Below are 21,161 nucleotides of genomic sequence, written 5' to 3'. Positions count from 1 at the left end.
CATGGAAGTCGCGATCAAGAACATCAGGAAAGAGTTCGGCCAGTTTCCGGCGCTCCATGATGTGTCTCTTTCGGTCAAGACCGGCGAGCTCATTGCGCTCCTCGGCCCCTCGGGATCGGGCAAGACGACGCTCTTGCGGCTGATCGCCGGTCTCGAGCAGCCCACCGAAGGACAGATCTTTTTCGGAACGGAGGATGCCTCGCACAAGACGGTGCAAGAGCGGCATGTCGGTTTTGTCTTCCAGCACTATGCGCTCTTCAAGCATATGACGGTGGCAGAGAACATTGGGTTCGGCCTGCGGGTTCGCCCCAAGGCGACGCGCCCGTCGAACGCCGAGATCAAGTCACGGGTTTCGGACCTGCTCGCCATGGTCCAGCTGGAAGGCCTCGACCGGCGTTATCCGGCGCAGTTGTCCGGGGGGCAAAGGCAGCGCGTTGCACTGGCGCGCGCGATGGCAATCGAGCCGTCCGTGCTGTTGCTCGATGAGCCATTCGGCGCGCTTGATGCGAAGGTTCGAAAGGATCTTCGTCGCTGGCTTCGAGAGTTTCATGATCGCACCGGTCACACCACCTTCTTCGTCACCCACGATCAGGAAGAGGCACTTGAGCTCGCCGACCGCGTCGTCGTGATGAGCCAGGGCAAGGTCGAGCAGGTCGGTACCGCTGACGATGTCTATGACCGGCCGAATTCCGCCTTCGTCTTCTCGTTCATCGGCGAGTCCTCCCATCTTCCGGTCACGGTCGAAAATGGCACTGTCGTCTTCGAAGGTGTGACGATCGCTCCTGCGATGGGTGAAGCCGACGGGGAAGGGCAGCTCTATTTCCGTCCTCAGGACGTTGTCCTTGCGGATGGACCCGACAGCATCGTCGGCACGGTCACGGCGCAGCGTCGTCTGGCCGGGACACGGATTGCCGAACTGGATGTATCGGGCGATGGGCCGGCGCATCACATCGAGATCGAGATTCCGCTGAGCGCGGAAGTGGCGATCGGCGCGCAGCTCCGGTTCAAGCCGACCAAGTGGCGCATCTTCCGCTGATCTGAGACGCGGTGTTCGGCGTCAGCGGGTGATTGAGATCGTTCGTCTGGACACGCCTGCCTGCCGTATGACGGTATCGGCGATCGCCACCGCCTGGGCTGCAATTTCGGGCACGCCGGTGATTTCTCCGAAGGTGCCCCGGGTGAGGGGGCCGGCAATGATCAAGGAGGATTGCGGCAGTCCGGCTGCGGAGATGGCGCGACAGTGATCGTCGCAGGCAATGCCCAGACCCAAGGGATCCGGCACCAGATATCCGCTGTCGCGCATTGACCGGAGCAGATTCTGATAATCCAGAAGGTTAGACGAGTCAGGCCCCGTCGCAATCACGAGACGGTCGACCTGAAGGGCTTCGTGGCGTTGGTCCTTCGTGCGTCTTACACCCAATTCCAGCCGTCCGTGGATATCTCTTACGCTCACCAGATGTCCCCGTGACACGGTGATCAACTGTTCTCCGCAGCTTTTAAGAAGAGCCTCCACCTGCGGCGGCATCCGGAACCGGTGGACTTCGTACAGCCTGCGAAGATGGCGCAGCACGCGTCTTTTCTCCGGCTCGGGGAACTGTTTCCAGATGGCCTGACCTTGATGGCGGAGGGCGTCCATCACGCTTTGCCAGGGGAGACCGTTCTTTTCGGCCTCGGCGGTCAGCGAGCGGACATGGCGCAGCAGTCCAAGTGCGGTCGGTTCGACGCGTTCAAACGTGCCGTGGGGTGGGAAGTCTCCTGCGGCATGCGGTCGGGGAAGCAGACCGTTTCGGGACACAAGATGGATTGGCCCGACATGATTGCGGCTTCTCAGGCTTGCGACAACGTCGAGGGCGGTGAGACCGGTTCCCAGAACGAACACGCTGTCTTCGGAAGCGATCTCGCCGATCATTGTTTCCAGTCTGTCCGCCGGTAGACAGCGCCGCGAACGGATGAGCGATGCCGGAATCTGGTCAGGAATCTTGGGTGAGGCGTGTCCGGTCGCGATGATGAGCGTATCGGCGTTATCCACTTGCCCGTCGGCACGTGTGATCGCCCAGGTCGAGCCGTCGCGTTCGAGGCGCGTGACCTGTTGGCGAACATGGGCAATCCGTCCCGATTCCAGAGCCGGTTGCAGCAGGTCTTTCATGAAGAGACCAAAGTCGCGGCGCCTTGAGAAGGTACCGCCACGGGTGATCGAACCCGGATCCGTAGTCAGGCGGCTCTTCGTGTCGAGCCACTTGATGAAGGCTGCGGGATCACCGGGAACGGCGCGCATCCGGTGGGCCGCGACGTTCAAGCGGAGATCGACATCGCCGTTGCCATAGGCCAGACCGGCGCCCAATGTCTCCCGCGGTTCATAGACGGTAATGGACGCAAGACTGTCGTGGCTTCGTTCGGAAAGCAGATGGGCGATGATGGCCCCTGTATAGCCCCCGCCGATGATCGCGACGTGGCCCCTGGGGTCGGGCGTGGTGCCCGAGGTCTGTGGAATGGACATTGTGATTCGCAACATCGACTTCGTCCTCCATTCAATCTCTATAATATCCATAGAAATGAATTAGTCCAGCCGTGGTTCCTTTTGGCGACAATGCCTGTTGGGAACGCCCTCACCAGGAACGGGACGTGCCGGACATGAAACATGCTGCTTCGGAGATTGGCCGGCTAAGGTCTCACCCCGTTCCCGTGCCATGAGCCAACGTAAGCCTGATCGCCGATATTCCGGTTATGTTCCGATCTCTCGTCGGCAGTGTTCTCTTCATGTTCTGAAATGGCGGTGGTTTTGATGTGTACCGCCCTGTGGATAACTGTGGACAACTCCCGTAGCCGGCTCAGCGTCAAGCGCCGAGCCGCGCCTGTGGCAGGACATAGGGGATGCCGGAGGGAGGAACACGGCCCACGGCGCCGGTTATCCCATAGACAGCCCCGACCACGTCGTCGGTCAATGTGTCGGCCACCGACCCTGCGGCCACAAGCCGTCCCCGGTGGAGAACCGCGAGGTGATCGGCGAACTCCGCCGCGAGATTGAGATCGTGAAGGATGGCCAGAACGGCGCCGCCTCGGCGGGCAAAGTCACGCGCGATTTCCAGCACGGAGATCTGGTGGCCGATGTCGAGGCTTGCGGTCGGCTCATCGAGGAATATTGCGCGGGGGCGACCGCCGGCCAGCGGATCCGGCATCTGTGCCAGCACCCTGGCCAGTTGGACGCGCTGCTGCTCTCCGCCGGAGAGCGCATCGTAGCTCCGGGCATCGAAACCACCAAGCCCCACGCGGGCCAGTGCCTGACGGGCGGCCTGGCCAGGCGCCAGACTGCCGCCTGCGACCGCTCCCATCCTGACGACTTCAAGCGCAGTAAAGGGAAAGGAGAGGGCGCTCGACTGTGGCAGCACGGCCCGCTCTGCAGCAAGCGCGAGTGCCGTGAGCCTTTGAAGCGGCCGGTCCTGGTAGGTGACCTTGCCTGCGTCGGGGGCGATCTCACCTGAGAGGACTTTCAACAGCGTGGATTTACCGGCGCCGTTGGGGCCGATCACGACGGTGAAGCGCCCGGGTTCGAGGCGCAGGTTCACGCGGTCGAGCAGAGTGCGGCGACCCCGGATCACCGAGATCTCATGGGCCTCAATCATCACAGCGCCTCCAGGGTCTGCCGGCCGTTTCGGCCGAGCAACAGCATCAGGAAGACGGGGGCGCCGAAAAGCGCAGTGATGATGCCGATCGGCAGCTCCGCCGGTGCCGCGAGCGTGCGAGCCGCGGTATCGGCAAGCAGGAGTAGAGCCGCTCCCCCGAGCGCGGAGGCCGGCAGCAGGAAACGGTGGGACGGGCCGGTGGCCAGCCGCAGCAGATGTGGGACCACGATGCCGATGAATCCGATGGCGCCGGCTGCCGCAACGGTTGCGCCACAGGCGGCGGCAACCGCGAGGATCGTCAGCCGCTTCAATCGCTGTACCGGGATCCCCATGTGGAAGGCCGCCGCATCGCCGAGGATCAGTGCGTCAAGGCCGCGCGCAACGAACGGGATGATGAGCAGGACAAAAGCGACGAACGGCAAGATGGATATGATCTTGGTGGTATTGGCGCCGCTCAGGGACCCCAGCGACCAGAAGGTGATGTCACGCAGGGCCCGATCGTCGGCCATAAAGATCAGCAGCCCCGTCGCCGCACCCGTCAGCGCCGCGATTGCGATGCCCGACAGGATCAGGGCGGTCGTGGATGTGCGGCCATTGCGGGTCGCGATGGCATAAAGCAGGAACGTGTTGCCAAGCCCGCCGACAAAGGCCATCAGCGGCAGAAAGAGGGTGCCGAATACGGCTGCGAGCGGCGAAAGCAGGGTCGGACCGAGCACGATGGCGATCACCGCTGCGAGCGCTGCGCCCGAACTGACGCCGACGATACCGGGGTCCGCCAGAGGATTGCGGAACAGGCCCTGCATCATCGCGCCCGACACGCCCAAGGCTGCGCCAATCAACAGGCCCATCGCGGTTCGCGGCAGCCGCACGGCCTCGAGAATGATGAGGTTCTGCTGATCGAGTGTTTGCGCCTCGCCGCGAAGATAAGCAACGAGATCCGGGAGGCCGACGCCGGTCGGGCCAATGACGATGGAGACGAGGGCTGCGATGACGAGTACGAGGACAAGCGCTGCAATGACCAGGTGGCCGAGGGCGGAGCGATCGCCGGCCACCCTTCCGCGCATGCCGGACTGGGGAACCGCGCTCACGGCTTGACGCTCTCGGGATAAAGGCTTGCATGGAGATCTGCCGCAGCCTCCGCAGCGCGGGGGCCGAGGCCCAACAGGTAGAGCCCGTCCATGGTGATGAAAGCGCCGTTCCGGCCCGCCGGGCTTGCCGCAAGGGCGGGCAAAGCGAAGGCCTGGTCGGCGGTCAGATGCATGGCGCCGCCACTCATGACGAGGACCACATCGGGGGCCGCGGCAATCACAGCTTCATCGGACAGCGGCTTGTAGCCGGAGATCGAGGAGACGGCATTCTCTCCGCCCGCAAGGCGGATCATCGCATCCGCCGAGGTGTCAGAGCCAGCAGCCATGACGCGGCCATTGGCAAGCGAAAGGGCAAACAGAACCTTCTTTTTTGGTCCGTCATGGGCGGCGATCTTGTCTTCGAGGGCCTTCAGCCTGGCCGTCACATCGGATGCCAGAAGGTTCGCCTTGTCCTCAGAGCCGATTGCGGCTCCCACGGCCCGGATCTTGTCCGGGATGGATGCAGCCTCGGGCGGGGAGGGGATCGATACGAAATCGATGCCGCTTTTCTTGAGGATCTCGATGGCATCGACCGGTCCGGCACCGGATTCGGCCACGATCAAGTCCGGCTTCTGCGACAGCACACCCTCAGGCGAGATCTGGCGCACATAACCCACGTCGGGCTTGTTCGCCGCTTCCGCTGGATAGGTGCTCGTGCTGTCGACGGCTGCGATCCTGTCCCCCGCACCGATCGCATAGATGATCTCTGTCACCGTGCCGCCCAGAGCGACAATTCGGCGCGCCTCAGCGGCGGATGCCGGTTGCGAGAATGCGGGTTGCAGGGCGAGCAGGGTGGCAACTGCCACGGCAAGGGCGGGGCGGCGGTGTGCGGCGGAGAGAAACATTGGCGGTGTCGTACCTGTGCTTGCGGACGCGATGCCGGCGGCAGTGGCTGCCTTCTGCATCGTCGACCTGAAGGATTCCGTCACGATCGGGTCGCGACAAATAACTTGACTATCGTACGCAAGTTTATCTACCAAGGCAAGATATCGCGGCAGTTCCCTTTGACCGGCGATGCCGTCATACTCGGCATCCCGGCGAGTATCCGGCCGTGTCCGCCATTCCGAGTTTTCAAGAGAGGTAGCCACTCCATGTACATTGCCATGAACCGTTTTCGCGTCGTCCCCGGCTTTGAAGAAGCCTTTGAAACGCAGTGGCGCTCGCGCCAGGGACGGCTGGCCGAGATGCCCGGCTACGTCGAGTTTCACATGCTGAAGGGCCCGAAGGCCGAGGATCACACGCTCTATGCCTCGCACACCGTCTGGGAGACGCAGGCCGACTTCCTAGCCTGGACCAAGTCCGAGCAGTTCCGCGCAGCCCATGCACGTGCCGGCGAAAGCAAGGTGCAATATCTGTCCGGACCGCATTTCGAAGGTTTCGAAGTGATCATTCATGAGGACCGGTCGGGCAACCGCGCCGACGTCCAGGCGGCCTGATCGACGATGAGCGCTTTGTCTCTCTCGACGCCCGAGCGCGCCGAACGGGCGATTGCGGCACTTGCCGAAAAGCCCGATGGCGTGATCGAGCAGATCGCAACCAAGGCCGATGTCACGCCGGCCGAAATCCTCGCCGTACTTCCTGGCGGCGCGGCCGTCGTGGTGCCTGCGGAGCGGTGGGAGCCAATCTGGAAGGATCTTTCGTCCTGGGGCGAGATTCTGATGATCGTGCACACCGAAGACATCGTGCTCGAGGTCGAGGGCAGTCTGCCCGAAGGCAGCGAGGGCCACGGTTGGTTCAACATCCACGGCGATAGCCCCATTGGCGGTCATATCCGCAAGGAGCGTTGTGTCTCGATCGCTTTCGTCGATCGCGGCTTCCACGGCCGCCGGTCGTGTTCTGTCTGGTTCATGAACGCTGATGGCAAGGCGATGTTCAAGGTCTTTGTGCGTCGCGATAAGGAACGGACGTTGATTGCCGAACAGGTCAGCCGGTTCGAGGCCTTGCGCCAGGCGAACATGTAACGCCATTCCGTAAACGGACGCCGGCCGGGATGTCGGCGTCCGGTTTAAGTCGTTCTTTCTTTTGCCTTTAACTGGTCCTATTGTCGCGGCATCGCCATCCATGACTGGACCTCCCCTTGATCCGACTGCGCCCGCCCCGTTTCGTCCTCGCCCTTTCGCTTGCCACGATTGTCATCGCAACGTTGATGGCGCCATCCGGCCTGCAGGCGCAACAGGACAAGGTCGCTCCACCGGCATCGGTCGATTCTCAGGCACCCGCGACTGCGGATGAGGGGCAGCCGGCACCCGTCACACAGCCTCCAGCAACCGTTGCGCCCGAGGCTCCGGCCCCTGCCGAGGCCGAGCCCTCGCGCGACGAACAGCTTGCGACAGCCGGCGAGCGCTTGGCGGCTGCCAGGACCCAGCTTGCGACGCTGCGCGATCAAGTCGAGAAGCACCGGCAGGACGACGCGCTTCTCGCGGAATTGAAAGTGAAGGTCGACGCGCTGGTTCGGGACGTTCTGCAGACGTCCGTCGACCTGCGGCCACGCCTCAACGATATCCAGACACGGTTGACCGAGCTTGGTTCGCCGCCGGCGGACGGACAGCCCCCGGAGCCCGCAAGCGTCACCGACGAACGTGGCCGATTGAACGCCAGCCGTGCGGAAATCAACGCGATCACCGGTCAGGCCGAGGACCTGTCGATCGAGGCAAAGTCGCTGTCGGACGAGATATCCGACATCAGGCGCGCGCTTTTCACCAATGCGCTCTTTGCCCACACGGATATAGACGCGCAGACATTCGAGGAGGCGCGGCAGTCCTTCTGGAGTGATGCCGAGCGGGTCAGACGCAGCATCAGCAGTTGGATCGTCTTCGTCATCAAGTTCAAGGCAGTGCCTTTGGCGCTTGCGATCCTGCTGTCCTTGGCGCTTGCGTCGGTGATCCTGTTCGTCGAGAAGCGGGTGTTCAGCGATATCAATCGACGTGACCTTACGGTCGAAGATCCGTCCTATATGAGCCGGTTCTCGGTCGCCTTCTGGTCGACAATCCTGCCGTCCATGGCACTGAGCTTCTTTCTTGCATCGGCCTATTTCCTGCTCGACACCTTCAACGTCTTGCGGCCCGACATTGCACCGATCGCTGCATCCTTCTTCGCGCTGATCGGGCTGGTCTTCTTCGTCACGGCGGTTTCGCGTGCCGTGCTCGCGCCCTCGGCACCCAATTGGCGGCTGGTGAAGCTGTCCAACAAGGGCGCCCGTGACGTGAGTATCGCCATTTTCCTGATGGCTCTCGTCAACGGCCTCGACTATCTGCTGGCGGTCATCAGCGAGACCTTCAGTTCGCCTGTCGTTTTGACCGTGATGAAGAGTCTGGCCTCATCCGTCATCGTCGGCTTTCTGCTGTTCTTCGTCTCGTTCCTGCGACCGGTTCTGTCGGATAAGGGCGACCCCTTCGCGCCGGGCCGGCCATGGCCGAGGGCGGTGGTCGTCACGCTGCGGGTTATCGGTGTGCTGCTGATCCTGTCGGCGGGCATTGGCTATATCGGACTGTCGCGGTTCCTTGCCACACAGATCATCGTCACCGGTGCCGTCGTCGCCACCATGTATATCGGCATTCTCTCCGGCAAGGCGATTTCGGCACCCAACCAGTTCGGCGAGACCAGGGTTGGCCGTTATCTGGCGGGTCGCTTCAAGCTCGGACCCGTTGGTCTCGATCAGAGCGGCATCGCGGCGGGGTTATTGATTTACGCATTCGCGCTCGTGACCGGCATCCCGCTGATCCTGATGTCCTGGGGTTTTCAGCCGCGAGACATGCAGCTTTGGCTGTTCAATCTGTTCACCGAGATCAATATCGGGACCATCCGCATTTCGATCTTCGGCATTCTCGGCGGCCTGCTCCTGTTCGTTGGCGGGCTGATGCTCACGCGCTGGTTCCAGAAATGGCTCGATGGCAATGTCATGGCCCGGTCACAGGTCGATGGCGGCGTGCGCAATTCGGTGAAGATGGGGGTCGGCTATCTCGGTGCCGGGCTTGCGGCGATCGTCGGCATCTCCGCTGCCGGGATAGACCTTTCCAGTCTCGCGCTTGTCGCCGGTGCCCTCTCGCTCGGCATCGGTTTTGGTCTGCAGAACATCGTCTCGAATTTCGTGTCGGGCCTGATCCTGCTCGTGGAGCGTCCGTTCAAGGTGGGAGACCATGTGATCACCGGCGTGAACGAGGGCATCGTCAAGCGGATTTCGGTGCGTGCGACCGAGATCGAGACTTTCCGGCGCCAGTCGATCATCGTGCCCAACTCCGAACTGATCAACGCACCGCTCGGCAACTGGACCCACCGCAACAAGGTACAGCGTAGTGAAATTCCCGTCAGCGTCGCCTATGACGCCGATCCGCAGGAGGTCATCGACGTCCTGCTGCAGGTGGTCAACGCTATGCCGGATATCCTGCGCAATCCCGAGCCGCATGTCGAATTCCTCCGCTTTGGTGCGTCCTCACTCGACTTCGAGCTGCGGTTCCATCTCGCCGACATGGGCGAGGGGCTCGGGGTGCGTAACCGGGTGCGCATGGAGATCCTCAGGGCTTTCCGCGCGCGGGGGATCGTCATGCCTTACCCGCATCAGGATGTCATGCTCCATGTGCGGGAGCAGGATCGCAACGCTCTGCTGCGGCGAAAGTCCAAGACAGAGGCCGAGCGCAAGACGCCTGTCGATGAATTGCCAGCAGAGCCGGATGATGACAAACTCCTGCCATGAACGCCGCATTCAGCCGCCATTCAGGCGGATTGCGGCATAAGAGGGGCATGGCAAATCGGAATTCATCCGATGGCATTAGGCAAGGGACGGGGCTTTATGAGGCCCTGCTGCAGGCATGACGATGCGAGTGGTGACGGGTGCGCTTTCCGGAATGATGTCTGTGCTGGCTGCCGGATCGGCATCCGCTGCGTCGGTGCACAATGCCGGCCCCTCGGCCATCGTGCTCGTCGTGGTCGAGGATGGCAACAAGATGGAGTTGCCGCTGGACGCCGGTGGCTCGGAAACCATCTGCCCGGCTGGTTGTTTCCTGACGCTCCCCAATGGTGACCGGATCGGCCTTGCCGGCGGGGAGAGTGTCGAGATCACCGATGGTGTCGCGACCGTCAAGTGAGATGCGCGGTGAGTGATCTCTCCATCGGGCAAGCCCGATTTCTTTATATTTGCACCCGCTTAACTATTTTTCCGGATGCAAGTGCCTGAGAAGCCTCAGTTAACGGTTCCGAAAACGGGTTCTGTTAGATGTCTCTGTGTTGAACACGTCACAGAAGGCACCCTCGAATGGCTATCCTTGGCATATCCGGAATGCAGTATTCCGGGGAAACATTTCCCGACGTCCGGATCATTCTCGGAGAAGACTCGAATGTCTTCACACAAATGATCAGTCAGCGCCTCAAGGAGTTGATGGGCGTTGATGTCGAGATCTGCAGAACGTTCGAGGACCTCCAGATGGCGAATGAGCTGTCGGATGAGCCGGTGGCGCTCGCGATTTCCAACATCAATCTTCCGGGTGCGGAGAACGGCGAGGCCCTCGAATATCTGATCGACTGCAATATTCCGACGGTCGTCTTCACGGGCACCTTCCATGATGAGACCCGCGAGAAACTCCTGTCCAAGGATATCGTCGACTACATCCTGAAGGACAATATCTTCGCAGTCGAAATGCTGGCGGAGTCGGTGTATCGATTTCTGACCAATCATCGCCATCACGTGTTGATCGTCGATGACAGCCCGACAGCGCGCGCGCTTCTGTCCAGCCGTCTGAAACGCTACAATTTCCGAGTGAGCCTTGCCGAGAGCGGTGCAAAGGCGATCGAGATCCTCAAGGCAAATTCGGATATCGGCCTGGTCGTGACCGATTACAACATGCCCGACATCGATGGTTTCGAACTGACGCGCCGCATTCGTGCCGTTCGCGGTTCGCACGAACTCAGGATCATCGGCGTTTCTTCCTCGACGAACCGTCTGTTGTCGGCGCGGTTCCTGAAAGTCGGTGGCAACGACTTCATGCTGCGCCCGTTCATCGACGAGGAATTCTATTGCCGCGTCAACCAGAACCTCGACACGCTGGTTCAGATCAAGGCCGCTCAGGCGCGCTCGAAATAACGGCCAGGGCTGAGCGACGGGTGCTCGCTGGACAAGAAACGTCGAGGACGATCTCGATCGTCCGACGACGTTTTCTGTGACGCGAACGAACCGTTTGATGCATGGCTCTGGTGAAACGGGAAGGGCTGCCTATATAGGTCACACCCTTCTCAGCTCACCGAGCGCGCCATGCCCCCGATCATTTCCATAGATTCCCTCTCGAAGACATATTCAAACGGTTTCAAGGCTCTCGACGATGTCAGTTTCGACATCGAGGAGGGCGAGATCCTTGCGCTGCTCGGCCCCAACGGTGCCGGCAAAACGACCCTCATTTCGATCATCTGCGGTATGACCAATCCGTCCGAAGGCACGGTGCTGGTGGCCGGTCATGACGTCGTCAAGGAGTTCCGCAAGACGCGTGGCGAAATTGGCCTGGTGCCGCAGGAACTGACCACCGACATGTTCGAGACGGTGTTCAATACCGTCAGCTTCTCACGGGGCCTCAACGGCAAGAAGGCCGATCCGGCTCTGATCGATCAGATCCTGCGTGACCTTTCGTTGTACGACAAGCGCGACAATGCGCTGCGCGAACTCTCCGGCGGCATGAAACGGCGGGTGCTGATCGCCAAGGCACTGTCTCATGAACCGCGCATTCTTTTCCTCGACGAGCCAACTGCGGGTGTCGATGTCGCCTTGCGCAAGGATATGTGGCAGCTCGTGGAGCGCCTGCGCAAGACAGGTGTGACCATCATCCTGACCACCCACTATATCGAGGAAGCGCAGGAGATCGCCGACCGGATCGGCGTCATCGACCATGGTCGGCTGCTCTTGGTTGAAAACAAGGATGCGCTGATGCGCAAGCTCGGCAAGAAGCAGCTGGCCATCAACCTGCCGGAGCCGATTGCGGAGATTCCAGCCAGCCTTTCCGGCTGGGATCTCACGCTCAACGAGGCGGGAGACCAGCTTCTCCACAATTACGAGCTCGGTACGAACGACGCGCATATTGGTCGGCTTTTGCAGGCACTGGAAGCCGCAGGCCTTCGCTTCGATGACCTGTCCACCCGCCAGACCTCGCTTGAGGAAATTTTTGTCTCGCTGATCGGAGCCAAGGCATGAACATCGAAGCGATCAAGTCGATCTATTTCTACGAGATGGCGCGCACTCGTCGGACCCTTTTGCAGAGTGTCATTTCACCCGTTCTCTCCACAGCGCTGTACTTCATCGTCTTCGGTGCTGCCGTCGGATCTCGGATGCAGGAGGTGGCCGGCGTCTCCTATGGCGGGTTCATCACGCCCGGTCTGATCATGCTGGCGCTGATTACCCAGTGCATTTCGAATGGTTCTGTGGGCATCTACTTTCCGAAGTTCACGGGGACCATCTACGAGATCCTCTCGGCGCCCGTCGCCATGGGCGAAATCCTGCTGGGCTATGTCGGAGCGGCTGCAACGAAGGGGATGATGATCGGTCTAATCATCCTGTTCACGGCGATGTTCTTCGTCGAGTTGCACATCGCCCATCCGGTGCTGATGCTGCTGTTCATGATGCTGACCGCCATCACCTTCAGCTTGGCCGGCTTCATCATCGGGGTTCTGGCAAAGAATTTCGAGCAATTGAACCTGGTGCCATCGCTCGTGGTCCCCCCGCTCACGTTCCTTGGCGGCACCTTCTATTCCATCGACATGCTGCCGCCCTTCTGGCAGGCGGTCAGTCATCTCAATCCGGTTCTCTATCTTGTGAGCGGTTTCCGCTGGAGCTTTTTTGAGGTGTCGGACGTCCATCCGCTGATCAGTGTCGGCATGATCGGTGTCTTCCTCGCGGCTTGCCTTGCGGTCCTCACCTTCATTTTCCGCACGGGTTACAAACTGCGGGCCTGAGGTTAGTCACGCAGCCGCAGTTCGTCGGTCTGCATCTGCAGCGAGCCGAGCGTCGACAGGAAGCTCATGCCGAGCAGGCTCTGGTCGAGCTTTCCTTCTTCCAGCACCACCGCCGCCACACCTTTCCGGACGATGGGGCCGAGCCGCAGTTCCGGCAGAAGCAGGGGGGCGGCCTGTGCCTGGCCATTTGCCGTTAGTACGGTACGGGTAAAGGCGAGCCCTGAGGGGTCGATGCCGATCCGCACGGCATCTTCGAAACGCAGGGCGACGGAGCTTGCTCCGGTATCGATGAGAAACGGTACCGATACCGGGCCGATCTCGACACTTGTCTCGAAATGTCCGCCTAAGGACTTGTGCAGGACTACTTCTTTCGCGCCGTCAGCGGTCGTAACCGTGACTGCGCGTCCGGGCATAAGGCCTGCAAGCAGACGCTCCCCAACAGCGCGCATGTCGTTGCGGTAGAGATATCCGGTGACGAGCGCCATCGCGATCAGCACCCAGATCGACAGTTGCCGCAGGCTTTGGCCGAGGGCGCGACGACCGAGTACGATGCCGCTCGAGATCATCAACAGGATCGGTAGGGCGACGACAATTCGGCCGACGGCGTCGTTGTCGATACCGAAAGTCTGACCCCTGTCATGATTGACGACAAGGAGGATGAGGCCGATGGCGAGAATTCCGATGCCGATCAGGAAACGCATCAGCCGCTCTCGCGCTCGCGCTGCATGCGGGTGCGGCGGGTTTCTCGTCGCGGTTTGCGCTCGACGGTCTCCAGCCGCGCAGGCAGGCTCGCCATGATCGCCCGACGTTCTTCACCCGTGTAGAGTGTCCAGCGGCCGATCTCGTCACGGGTGCGTCCGCAACCGAAACAGAAGCCGGTCTTGTCGTCTATCGAACAGATCAGGATGCAGGGGGATTCCATCGGGTTCCTTTCGATCGCATACTATATCGGATGCCTAAAGGAGGATGGCAAGGGCAAGGAGAAAGCCGACCTCGGCAACCTGCTGCGAGGCGCCGATGGTGTCGCCCGTATGGCCCCCGATCTTCGATTTCACGAAGCGGGTGAAGCCGACTGTCAGCAGGCCAGTCGCAACCAGAGCACCGATCACGGCGCCGAGTGGTCGTGCGAAGAGACCGAGCAATGCCGTCAGGGCAAGCGCGCTGACGAGGGCAATCCTAAGCGCCGCGCCATCCGGGGTGCCGACCGAGGCTGCCACACCATCCGCCTTTGCCGGCGGCAGTGCCGACCAATGCCATACCATGACCGCGCGGCTCAGGGCTGCGGCAGTAAGCCAGGCGAAGGCTCCAGCGAGTGGTGACTCGGTCGAAACAACGCCCGCAAGGGCGGCCGCGCGCAGACCGACGGACAGGATCAGTGCGAGCGCGCCATAGGTCCCGATACGGCTGTCTTTCATGATTGCCAGAGCGCGATCACGGTCGCGCCCACCGCCGAGGCCGTCCGCCGTGTCACAGAGGCCGTCTTCGTGAAGGGCACCGGTGACCAGGATCTGCAGGGTAAGGGCTGTGAGGACGGTGACGAAGGGAGGGGCGCCAACGAGGGTCAGCAAGGTCAGCAGAAGCGCTGCAGGCAGAGAGATCACAAAGCCGGCGAGGGGAAAGGCCATCACTGTGCGCGAGAGGCTACCATCATGATTTTCGAAGTACCTGGCGGAAACAGGAATGTGGCTGAGAAAGCCGATGGCCCTTGCCGTTTCGTTCACCAGGTTCCGCCCGTCGAGCATCAATGCGCCATCCATTCATATGACGACCGTTGCCGCCGCTTTTTGAGTTGAGACTGGCGAGCGTGGTCAGTATGAGAGATGCCACAAAGCCCGATTTGGCTGCAGATTACAAGGAAGCGCATCCCATGACCGTTACCGGCTTGCCATTCGACGATTTCCGCGCTCTGTTGCGCGACCTGCCGGGTCCCAATACCGCAGCGCTGGTTGCCGCGCGCGATCGCGACCGGATGCTGACCAAGCCGCCGGGGGCGCTGGGGCGCCTTGAAGAAATTGCCATGTGGCTCGCAGCATGGACGGGGCGTCCTCCGGCGGTCACCCGTCCGCTGGTGGCGATCTTTGCGGGTAATCACGGCGTTACCAAACACGGCATCACGCCCTTCCCCTCTTCGGTCACCCAGCAGATGGTGGAAAACTTCGCCGCGGGCGGTGCGGCGATCAACCAGATCTGCGTAACCCATGATCTCGGCCTGAAGATCTTCGACCTGGCGCTCGACTATCCGACCGGTGACATCACCTGCGAGCCGGCGCTCTCCGAGCGAGACTGTGCCGCAACCATGGCCTTCGGCATGGAGGCGATTGCGGGCGGTACCGATCTCTTGTGCATCGGCGAAATGGGAATTGGCAACACGACGATTGCCGCTGCCATCAACCTGGCGCTTTATGGCGGCGAGGCGGAAGACTGGGTCGGCCCCGGTACCGGTTCTGAAGGCGATGTCCTGTCGCGCAAGGTGGCTGCCGTGAAGCAGGCCGTCGAATTTCATCGAGAGCATTTGTCCGATCCGCTCGAAGTCTTGCGGCGCCTCGGTGGCCGCGAGATCGCGGCGATGGCCGGGGCAATTCTTGCGGCACGAATGGAGAAGATCCCTGTCCTGATCGACGGTTATGTTGCGACCGCGGCAGCCGCAATCCTCAAGGCGGCCAATCCGTCTGCGCTTGACCACTGCCTGATCGGGCATGTCTCCGCCGAACCGGGCCACCTGCGAGCCATCGAGAGGCTGGGCAAGACGCCGCTTCTGGCGCTCGGCATGCGGCTCGGCGAGGGAACCGGTGCGGCCCTTGCCGCAGGGATCGTGAAGGCGGCCGCCGCGTGCCATTCCGGCATGGCGACCTTTGAACAGGCGGGTGTGAGCAACAAGACCCATGGCTAATCCGAAGAAGAAGGGGGTTGCGGCACCCCGCAAGCTCGCCGCCGAAACATTCGAGAAAAAGACGGGCGTGGCGCACCTTTTCGCCGCCGGCCAGTATTCGGCGCAGGGCTTCAAGCGCCTGATCCAAGAGGCGGCTTTCCGTCATGAGATCCTGGCCTTCGTCGCCGGCCTTGGGATCTTTGCCCTGGTCGGAGCGAGCCCGCTGCAGTTTTTGGGCTTTGTCGTGCTGATGCTGCTGATGTTCTGCGTCGAGGCTCTCAACACGGCAATCGAGGAACTGGTCGACCGGATCTCGCCGGAGATCTCGACGGTTGGCCGGAATGCGAAGGATCTCGGATCCTTTGCAGTCTTCTGCCTGATTGTCGCCAATGCCGCGTTTTCCGGCTACGTCGTGATCACACGCCTTCTCGGCTGAGGTCAGGCAAACTGGCGGCGACGCGGCTCGACCGCCTGGACCTCGCTCACGGCGGGGAGGCTTTCCAAGACGCGGTTCGAGGGCAGGATGGCAATGACCTCGGTTCCCTCCCGCAGCTTCGACTTGAGCTTGAACTCTCCGCCGTGTTTGGCAAGGATCGCTTGGACGATCGGCAGGCCGAGGCCTGTCCCCTGTTCGGCGCTCTTGATGGCAATCGAGCCCTGGCCGAAGGCCGAAAGGACGACCGGGATCTCGTCTTCCGGGATGCCCGGACCATTGTCGCGGATGGAAACATACTGCCCGCCACCCGCCGTCCAGCCGGCCTTGACGCGAATCTCTCCGCCATGCGGCGTGAATTTCACGGCGTTCGACAGAAGGTTCAGGATCACCTGGCGCATGGCCTTCTCGTCGGCCCATACCGAAGGCAGGTTCATCTCAAACTGCTCCTCGATACGAATATTTTTCGATTTCGCCCGAAGCTGGATCATGCCGATGCAGTCTTCCGCCAGTTCCAGCAGAGAGACGGATTCCTCGTTCAGTTCGTATTTGCCGGCCTCAATGCGCGACAGGTCGAGGATCTCATTGATCAGTTCCAGCAGGTGCTTGCCGGAGCGATGAATGTCGCCGGCATATTCCTTGTAGAGCGGGTTGTTGAGGGGGCCGAGGACCTCCGTCGCCATGACCTCCGAAAAGCCGAGAATGGCGTTGAGCGGCGTGCGGAGCTCATGTGACATGGAGGCGAGGAAGCGTGACTTCGCCATATTGGCTTCCTCCGCCCGCCGCCTTGCTTCGTCCGAGAGCGAGTTCGCCACCTCAAGTTCAGCGATCAGGTCGTCCTTCTCCGTCTGGAAGGACAGGAGCTTGAGGTTTGCCTGGTGCAGCCGGTTTGTGATGTAGATGAAGAAGATCAGGGCTGTGGTGAACACCGTCGTCAGCCCGAGATCCAGCATGCGATGGCCGCTTGCGGCGACATAACTCAATGCCATCACGGTCGGCAGGAAGCTGAACAGCACGGCCTGGCGCAGCAGCATGGTCGCCATCGCCGTGATCGACAGGGCCAATAGCAGCACGCCGCCTTTGTAAAACAGGAAGGCAGACTGGTCGCAGGCGATGCAATCCTGCAGGGCGAAGACGGCCCAGCAGCTGCCCATCGCCACCTGCGCCAGAAGCAGGATATGGCGCCAACGTTTCTGGTTCTGCGGCGTGATTTCAGTTCGGGCGGCGCGCTTGACGACGAGGATGCCCAAGGCGTGCATGGTGAGGCCGAACAAGGCCCAGATGAAGAACTCCGGCTGGGAGGTGAAGTAAGAGCCGAAGCCTGCGGCGAGAAGAAGAAGGGCCGGAATCACGGCCGCGCCCTGCAGGGTCGCGTTGATGTGCATCCCGAGGATTTCGACGTCGAAGGCCGGTGATATGCCCTGGCCGGACTGCAGCCTCTCACGGGTGGTACGCACGGCCTTGGTCGCCGCCCTGTTGCGGTGAGCCCGCGTCAGGTCGACAATGTTCTTGTCCGCCGATGTCGATACGCCGTTACTCATGGAGTTGCAGTCTTCCGCGCCTTTGAGGAACTTAGCGAGCAATCCTTAAGAAGATCCTGCAGCGGAAGGATTTGTTTGCCATATGTGACAAGGTTTCGTTTTCGAAATGGGAGACAATGTGGCGGTGACGGGGAGGCGCATGGGGGACGTCATCGTCGGCCTTTCGATCCTGTTCCTGGGCTTGCTGATCATTGCCCGGATTGAGACGGGCCACGGGGTCACGCTGCATGGGCCTTTTGTGGCAGTCGATGGCGACACGCTGGCGGACAGGGGGCTGCTGTTGCGCCTGCGCGGGATCGACGCGCCGGAAATCGGCCAGACGTGCTCCGGCGAGGATGGTCTGTTTGACTGCGGAGCGCTTGCGCGCGCGGCGCTTGAGCAGCTCCTTCGAGCAGACGTCTTCACCTGTTTCGGTCATGAGGGGGACGTCGATCGCTACGGACGACGGCTGGTGACTTGCCAAAGCCGGACCCAGGACCTGGGGCGCGAGATGGTGGCTGCAGGTCTTGCCGTTTCGGACGGCGCCTACCACATTGCGGAGCGTCAGGCGCGGCAGGACCGCCTTGGACTTTGGGCAGGGACCTTCGAGCGGCCGCAAGACTGGCGACGTCGGCGAATGGTCGAGACGCGGGAACAAGCCGGATGGTTTCAGACGTTCCTGATCAAGCCGCTGGTCGGCTGGTTCGCAAGAGGAGACCTTCCATGAGCCCCGGATCGCCGCCTTCGTCCGCCACTTCTCTGATGCCGACCGCGGAGGATGTGGTTCCGACCGATGTGCTCAGCCACACCATTTCCCAGTGCCGGATCTGCCGCGACAGACCCGCCGGCGGGCCAGAAAACCGCATGCAGCACGAGCCGCGGCCTGTCGCATACCTTTCGTCGACCGCGCGCGTGCTGATTGCGGGGCAGGCGCCCGGGCTTCGGGTGCATGAGACCGGCATTCCCTTCAACGATGCCTCCGGCGACCGGCTGCGTATGTGGCTCGGCGTTGACCGGGACACATTCTACGACCGTTCGCTGTTTGCGATTGCGCCCATGGGGTTCTGCTTTCCGGGATACAATGCCGAAGGCCACGACCTGCCGCCAAGGCGGGAATGTGCCTCGCATTGGCGTGCGACCGTCATGCGTTCGATGCCGCAGATCGAGCTGATCCTGGCCATCGGTCAATATGCGCAGGCCTGGCACCTGGGGGCACGTCGAGCTCGAACCATGACGGAGACGGTCGAGCGGTGGCGCGAGACGATGTTGTCCAATGCTCCTGGTCCGAGGGTCTTGCCTCTGCCCCATCCGAGCTGGCGCAATACAGGCTGGCTGAAACGGCATCCATGGTTTGAAGCGGAGGTTCTCCCCGTCCTGCGGCAGACCGTTTCCCTGTTGATAGGTCGAAATGATTTTTCTTAAATTGTCGATTTTCGGCTATATCGGGGAAAATCAGTCTTACAGGAATCATCATGGATCGCCTCGACCGCAAAATCCTTCGTATCCTCCAAGAGGATTCCACCCTTGCCGTGGCGGATCTGGCCAAGAAAGTCGGCCTGTCGACGACCCCCTGCTGGCGCCGCATCCAGAAGATGGAAGAGGACGGCGTGATCCGCCGCCGCGTGGCGCTGCTCGATCCGGCCAAGGTCAACACCAAGGTCACGGTTTTTGTCTCCATCCGCACCTCCAGCCACTCAATCGAATGGTTGAAGCGTTTCTCCGAGGTTGTCTCGGAATTTCCGGAAGTGGTCGAGTTTTATCGAATGAGCGGTGATGTCGATTATCTCCTGCGGGTCGTCGTCCCCGACATCGCCGCCTATGATGCCTTTTATAAGCGGATGATCGCCAAGATCGAAATCCGGGACGTTTCTTCCGCGTTCGCGATGGAACAGATCAAGTATACGACCGAGTTGCCCCTCGATTACATGATGCTGGACAATCAGAAGTCCGGCGAGGAGTAACAGGTCTGGCCTTTATCCGGGCCGCAGGCGGGCGGTTCGTCTGGGGTCGCGCAGTTCGCGCAAGGCGTCCTTGCCGATCCATCGGGCCGTTGCATCGCTGCTCTGTGCCAGGCTTTCTGCGAGCGTCAGGGCTGCGGCGTGACAGGACTGAGTGCGTTTGCCGATGTTGCGAAGGGCCCAATTCACGGCCTTCCTGACGAAGTTGCGCGGATCCGTCGCGTGGTGCTCGATCAGCGGTAGCCAGGCGATCAAGGTCGCCTCCGGTTCCTGTTTGTTATGGACGGTGGCGCCCGCAATCATCGCAAAGGCTGTCCGACGGACGAATTCCCGATCGTCTTGCGCAAACTCCCCGACGAGAACGCGCCAGTACGGCGTTTGCGTCAGCAGATCGGCTGCTGTGTCGACGATCTCCCAGGAATTGAAATCGCCGACGATACGCCGGGCCTCGCGCTCGGGAAGAAGACCTGGATCAAAGGTCCACAGGGCGAGCAGGCGCGCTTCCCGAATGTCCGATTCCCATAGTTCTGTGGCCCGCTCCTGGTTCGTACCGATTTCCCTGGCGAGCTTCTGTAGCACGGGATTGCCGATCCCAAGCGCCGTGTCGGTCATGATCCCAAAGCGGGCCATTCCGGCTATGGTCTCCTCCGACCGCATGGAGCGCAGGTGCGCGATGATCTCGTCTGCCGTGGAGGAGGGGCCGATCATTTGGCTTCGAGCCGTGCGAGCAGCGACGACGTGTCCCAGCGATTGCCGCCCAATTTCTGCACCTCTCCATAGAACTGATCCACCAGCGCTGTCACGGGGAGGTTGGCGCCATTTTGCCGCGCCTCGTTCAGGACGATGCCGAGATCCTTGCGCATCCAGTCGACGGCAAAACCGAAGTCGTATTTGCCGACATTCATGGTCTTGTGCCGGTTTTCCATCTGCCAGGAGCCGGCAGCACCCTTGGAAATGACCTCGATGACCTTTTCGATGTCGAGACCGGCCTTCTTGCCGAAATGAATGCCTTCGGCGAGGCCCTGAACCAGGCCGGCAATGCAAATCTGGTTCACCATCTTGGTCAACTGGCCGGAGCCCGCGGGACCCATGAGGCCGACCATACGCGCGTAGGCGTCGATGACCGGTTTTGCCCGCTCGAAGTCTCCTGCTTCACCACCGCACATGACGGTCAGCACACCGTTTTCCGCACCCGCCTGTCCGCCCGATACAGGGGCGTCGACGAAACCGCAGCCACGGGCGGCTGCGGCCGCTGCGAGTTCCTGCGCCACCTCTGCGGAAGCGGTGGTGTTGTCGATCAGGATGGCACCTGATTTCATGCGCGACAACACACCGTCGGTGCCTGTCGTTACCGAACGCAGGTCGTCATCATTGCCCACACAGGTGAAGACGAAGTCGGCGTCATCTGCCGCTTCGGCCGGGGTCAGGGCATGACTTCCGCCATATTGCGCAACCCAGGCTTCGGCCTTAGCCGTCGTGCGGTTGTAGACGGTTACCTCATGGCCTCCCTTGACCTTGAGATGACCGGCCATGGGATATCCCATGACCCCCAAACCGATGAATGCGACCTTTGCCATGACCATGCTCCTGTCTCAATGTCCGTTGCGGCAGGCTTAGCCGAATGCCCGGCTTCGAGAAAGGCGTAGATCGGCATTTTCGGATCGCGCAGTGGCGACGATATCCACCTCCGTAAAAACAATTCGCCGCC

The 21,161-nt window shown here is 61.4% G+C and carries 23 protein-coding genes; 13 read left to right on the top strand and 10 right to left on the bottom strand.

What is annotated here, in order from left to right; all coding sequences use genetic code 11:
- The first annotated feature begins 1 nt into the window (after nt 1).
- Nucleotides 2-1,036 (top strand): sulfate/molybdate ABC transporter ATP-binding protein, encoded by a 1,035-nt coding sequence (locus tag ACT53S_RS17605; protein WP_476067919.1) that lies wholly within the window; start codon nt 2-4, stop codon nt 1,034-1,036.
- 21 nt (nt 1,037-1,057) lie between these two features.
- On the opposite strand, the gene ACT53S_RS17600 is transcribed toward ACT53S_RS17605, so the two are convergent.
- From ACT53S_RS17600 to ACT53S_RS17585, 4 genes are all read right to left on the bottom strand, one after another.
- Nucleotides 1,058-2,512 (bottom strand): FAD/NAD(P)-binding protein, encoded by a 1,455-nt coding sequence (locus ACT53S_RS17600; RefSeq protein WP_476067918.1) that lies wholly within the window; start codon nt 2,510-2,512, stop codon nt 1,058-1,060.
- A 322-nt stretch (nt 2,513-2,834) separates the two neighbouring features.
- Nucleotides 2,835-3,620, bottom strand: a complete 786-nt coding sequence (locus tag ACT53S_RS17595) for a heme ABC transporter ATP-binding protein (RefSeq protein WP_476067917.1) — start codon at nt 3,618-3,620, stop codon at nt 2,835-2,837.
- Nucleotides 3,620-4,684: a FecCD family ABC transporter permease gene (locus tag ACT53S_RS17590; protein WP_476067948.1), complete on the bottom strand. Its 1,065-nt coding sequence runs from the start codon at nt 4,682-4,684 to the stop codon at nt 3,620-3,622. Before ACT53S_RS17590 ends, ACT53S_RS17595 begins: the two co-directional genes overlap by 1 nt.
- Before the next feature lie 20 nt (nt 4,685-4,704).
- Nucleotides 4,705-5,592: a heme/hemin ABC transporter substrate-binding protein gene (locus ACT53S_RS17585; protein WP_476067916.1), complete on the bottom strand. Its 888-nt coding sequence runs from the start codon at nt 5,590-5,592 to the stop codon at nt 4,705-4,707.
- 246 nt (nt 5,593-5,838) lie between these two features.
- On the opposite strand from ACT53S_RS17585, the gene hmuQ reads away from it, so the two are divergent.
- The 7 genes from hmuQ (at nt 5,839) to ACT53S_RS17550 (ending at nt 12,673) form a co-directional block, all read left to right on the top strand.
- Nucleotides 5,839-6,183: a heme-degrading protein HmuQ gene (hmuQ, locus tag ACT53S_RS17580; protein ID WP_113376673.1), complete on the top strand. Its 345-nt coding sequence runs from the start codon at nt 5,839-5,841 to the stop codon at nt 6,181-6,183.
- Between the two features lie 6 nt (nt 6,184-6,189).
- On the top strand, nt 6,190-6,708 hold the full coding sequence (gene hutX, locus ACT53S_RS17575; protein WP_476067915.1) for a heme utilization cystosolic carrier protein HutX: 519 nt from the start codon (nt 6,190-6,192) through the stop codon (nt 6,706-6,708).
- Between the two features lie 116 nt (nt 6,709-6,824).
- A complete protein-coding gene (locus ACT53S_RS17570; protein WP_476067914.1) occupies nt 6,825-9,437 on the top strand; it encodes a mechanosensitive ion channel domain-containing protein in 2,613 nt (870 codons plus the stop codon).
- A gap of 115 nt (nt 9,438-9,552) precedes the next feature.
- Nucleotides 9,553-9,828: a hypothetical protein gene (locus ACT53S_RS17565; protein WP_476067913.1), complete on the top strand. Its 276-nt coding sequence runs from the start codon at nt 9,553-9,555 to the stop codon at nt 9,826-9,828.
- A 167-nt stretch (nt 9,829-9,995) separates the two neighbouring features.
- Nucleotides 9,996-10,820: a response regulator gene (locus ACT53S_RS17560; RefSeq protein WP_142068448.1), complete on the top strand. Its 825-nt coding sequence runs from the start codon at nt 9,996-9,998 to the stop codon at nt 10,818-10,820.
- Between the two features lie 168 nt (nt 10,821-10,988).
- Nucleotides 10,989-11,915: an ABC transporter ATP-binding protein gene (locus ACT53S_RS17555; RefSeq protein ID WP_113376668.1), complete on the top strand. Its 927-nt coding sequence runs from the start codon at nt 10,989-10,991 to the stop codon at nt 11,913-11,915.
- A complete protein-coding gene (locus ACT53S_RS17550; protein ID WP_113376667.1) occupies nt 11,912-12,673 on the top strand; it encodes an ABC transporter permease in 762 nt (253 codons plus the stop codon). The genes ACT53S_RS17555 and ACT53S_RS17550 overlap by 4 nt, the downstream gene beginning before the upstream one ends.
- 2 nt (nt 12,674-12,675) lie before the next feature.
- On the opposite strand, the gene ACT53S_RS17545 is transcribed toward ACT53S_RS17550, so the two are convergent.
- The 3 genes from ACT53S_RS17545 to ACT53S_RS17535 are packed head-to-tail and all read right to left on the bottom strand — an operon-like array spanning nt 12,676 to nt 14,415.
- Nucleotides 12,676-13,377, bottom strand: coding sequence for a TIGR02281 family clan AA aspartic protease (locus tag ACT53S_RS17545; protein ID WP_476067947.1), 702 nt, complete (start codon nt 13,375-13,377; stop codon nt 12,676-12,678).
- Nucleotides 13,374-13,595, bottom strand: coding sequence for a DUF1289 domain-containing protein (locus tag ACT53S_RS17540; protein WP_476067912.1), 222 nt, complete (start codon nt 13,593-13,595; stop codon nt 13,374-13,376). Before ACT53S_RS17540 ends, ACT53S_RS17545 begins: the two co-directional genes overlap by 4 nt.
- Nucleotides 13,596-13,629: 34 nt before the next feature.
- Complete coding sequence (locus ACT53S_RS17535) at nt 13,630-14,415, bottom strand: adenosylcobinamide-GDP ribazoletransferase (protein ID WP_476067911.1); 786 nt, start codon at nt 14,413-14,415, stop codon at nt 13,630-13,632.
- A 125-nt stretch (nt 14,416-14,540) separates the two neighbouring features.
- On the opposite strand from ACT53S_RS17535, the gene cobT reads away from it, so the two are divergent.
- Together cobT and ACT53S_RS17525 are read left to right on the top strand one after the other, a co-directional pair.
- Nucleotides 14,541-15,563 carry a nicotinate-nucleotide--dimethylbenzimidazole phosphoribosyltransferase gene (cobT, locus tag ACT53S_RS17530; RefSeq protein WP_113376663.1) on the top strand — a complete coding sequence of 341 codons (1,023 nt, stop codon included), beginning with the start codon at nt 14,541-14,543 and terminating at the stop codon, nt 15,561-15,563.
- Nucleotides 15,556-15,978: a diacylglycerol kinase gene (locus ACT53S_RS17525; RefSeq protein ID WP_113376662.1), complete on the top strand. Its 423-nt coding sequence runs from the start codon at nt 15,556-15,558 to the stop codon at nt 15,976-15,978. Before cobT ends, ACT53S_RS17525 begins: the two co-directional genes overlap by 8 nt.
- A gap of 2 nt (nt 15,979-15,980) precedes the next feature.
- On the opposite strand, the gene ACT53S_RS17520 is transcribed toward ACT53S_RS17525, so the two are convergent.
- The gene (locus tag ACT53S_RS17520; RefSeq protein WP_113376661.1) at nt 15,981-17,516 is read right to left on the bottom strand and encodes a sensor histidine kinase; all 1,536 of its coding nucleotides are present in this window, start codon (nt 17,514-17,516) and stop codon (nt 15,981-15,983) included.
- A gap of 139 nt (nt 17,517-17,655) precedes the next feature.
- On the opposite strand from ACT53S_RS17520, the gene ACT53S_RS17515 reads away from it, so the two are divergent.
- Genes ACT53S_RS17515 through ACT53S_RS17505 form a run of 3 tightly spaced genes read left to right on the top strand, consistent with a single transcriptional unit; the run spans nt 17,656 to nt 19,456 of the window.
- Nucleotides 17,656-18,222: a thermonuclease family protein gene (locus tag ACT53S_RS17515; protein ID WP_476067910.1), complete on the top strand. Its 567-nt coding sequence runs from the start codon at nt 17,656-17,658 to the stop codon at nt 18,220-18,222.
- Nucleotides 18,223-18,257: 35 nt separating this feature from the next.
- Nucleotides 18,258-18,917 (top strand): uracil-DNA glycosylase family protein, encoded by a 660-nt coding sequence (locus tag ACT53S_RS17510; protein ID WP_476067946.1) that lies wholly within the window; start codon nt 18,258-18,260, stop codon nt 18,915-18,917.
- A gap of 50 nt (nt 18,918-18,967) precedes the next feature.
- On the top strand, nt 18,968-19,456 hold the full coding sequence (locus tag ACT53S_RS17505) for an Lrp/AsnC family transcriptional regulator (RefSeq protein WP_113376659.1): 489 nt from the start codon (nt 18,968-18,970) through the stop codon (nt 19,454-19,456).
- A 12-nt stretch (nt 19,457-19,468) separates the two neighbouring features.
- On the opposite strand, the gene ACT53S_RS17500 is transcribed toward ACT53S_RS17505, so the two are convergent.
- Both ACT53S_RS17500 and ACT53S_RS17495 read right to left on the bottom strand, forming a co-directional pair.
- The gene (locus tag ACT53S_RS17500) at nt 19,469-20,161 is read right to left on the bottom strand and encodes a DNA alkylation repair protein (protein WP_476067909.1); all 693 of its coding nucleotides are present in this window, start codon (nt 20,159-20,161) and stop codon (nt 19,469-19,471) included.
- Nucleotides 20,158-21,030, bottom strand: a complete 873-nt coding sequence (locus ACT53S_RS17495; RefSeq protein ID WP_142068462.1) for an NAD(P)-dependent oxidoreductase — start codon at nt 21,028-21,030, stop codon at nt 20,158-20,160. The genes ACT53S_RS17500 and ACT53S_RS17495 overlap by 4 nt, the downstream gene beginning before the upstream one ends.
- Nucleotides 21,031-21,161 lie beyond the last annotated feature (131 nt).

Source organism: Allorhizobium sp. DMC15, assembly GCF_056314065.1.
The sequence above is the reverse complement of the archived record's forward strand: the minus strand, read 5'-3'. Positions and strand labels throughout refer to the sequence as shown.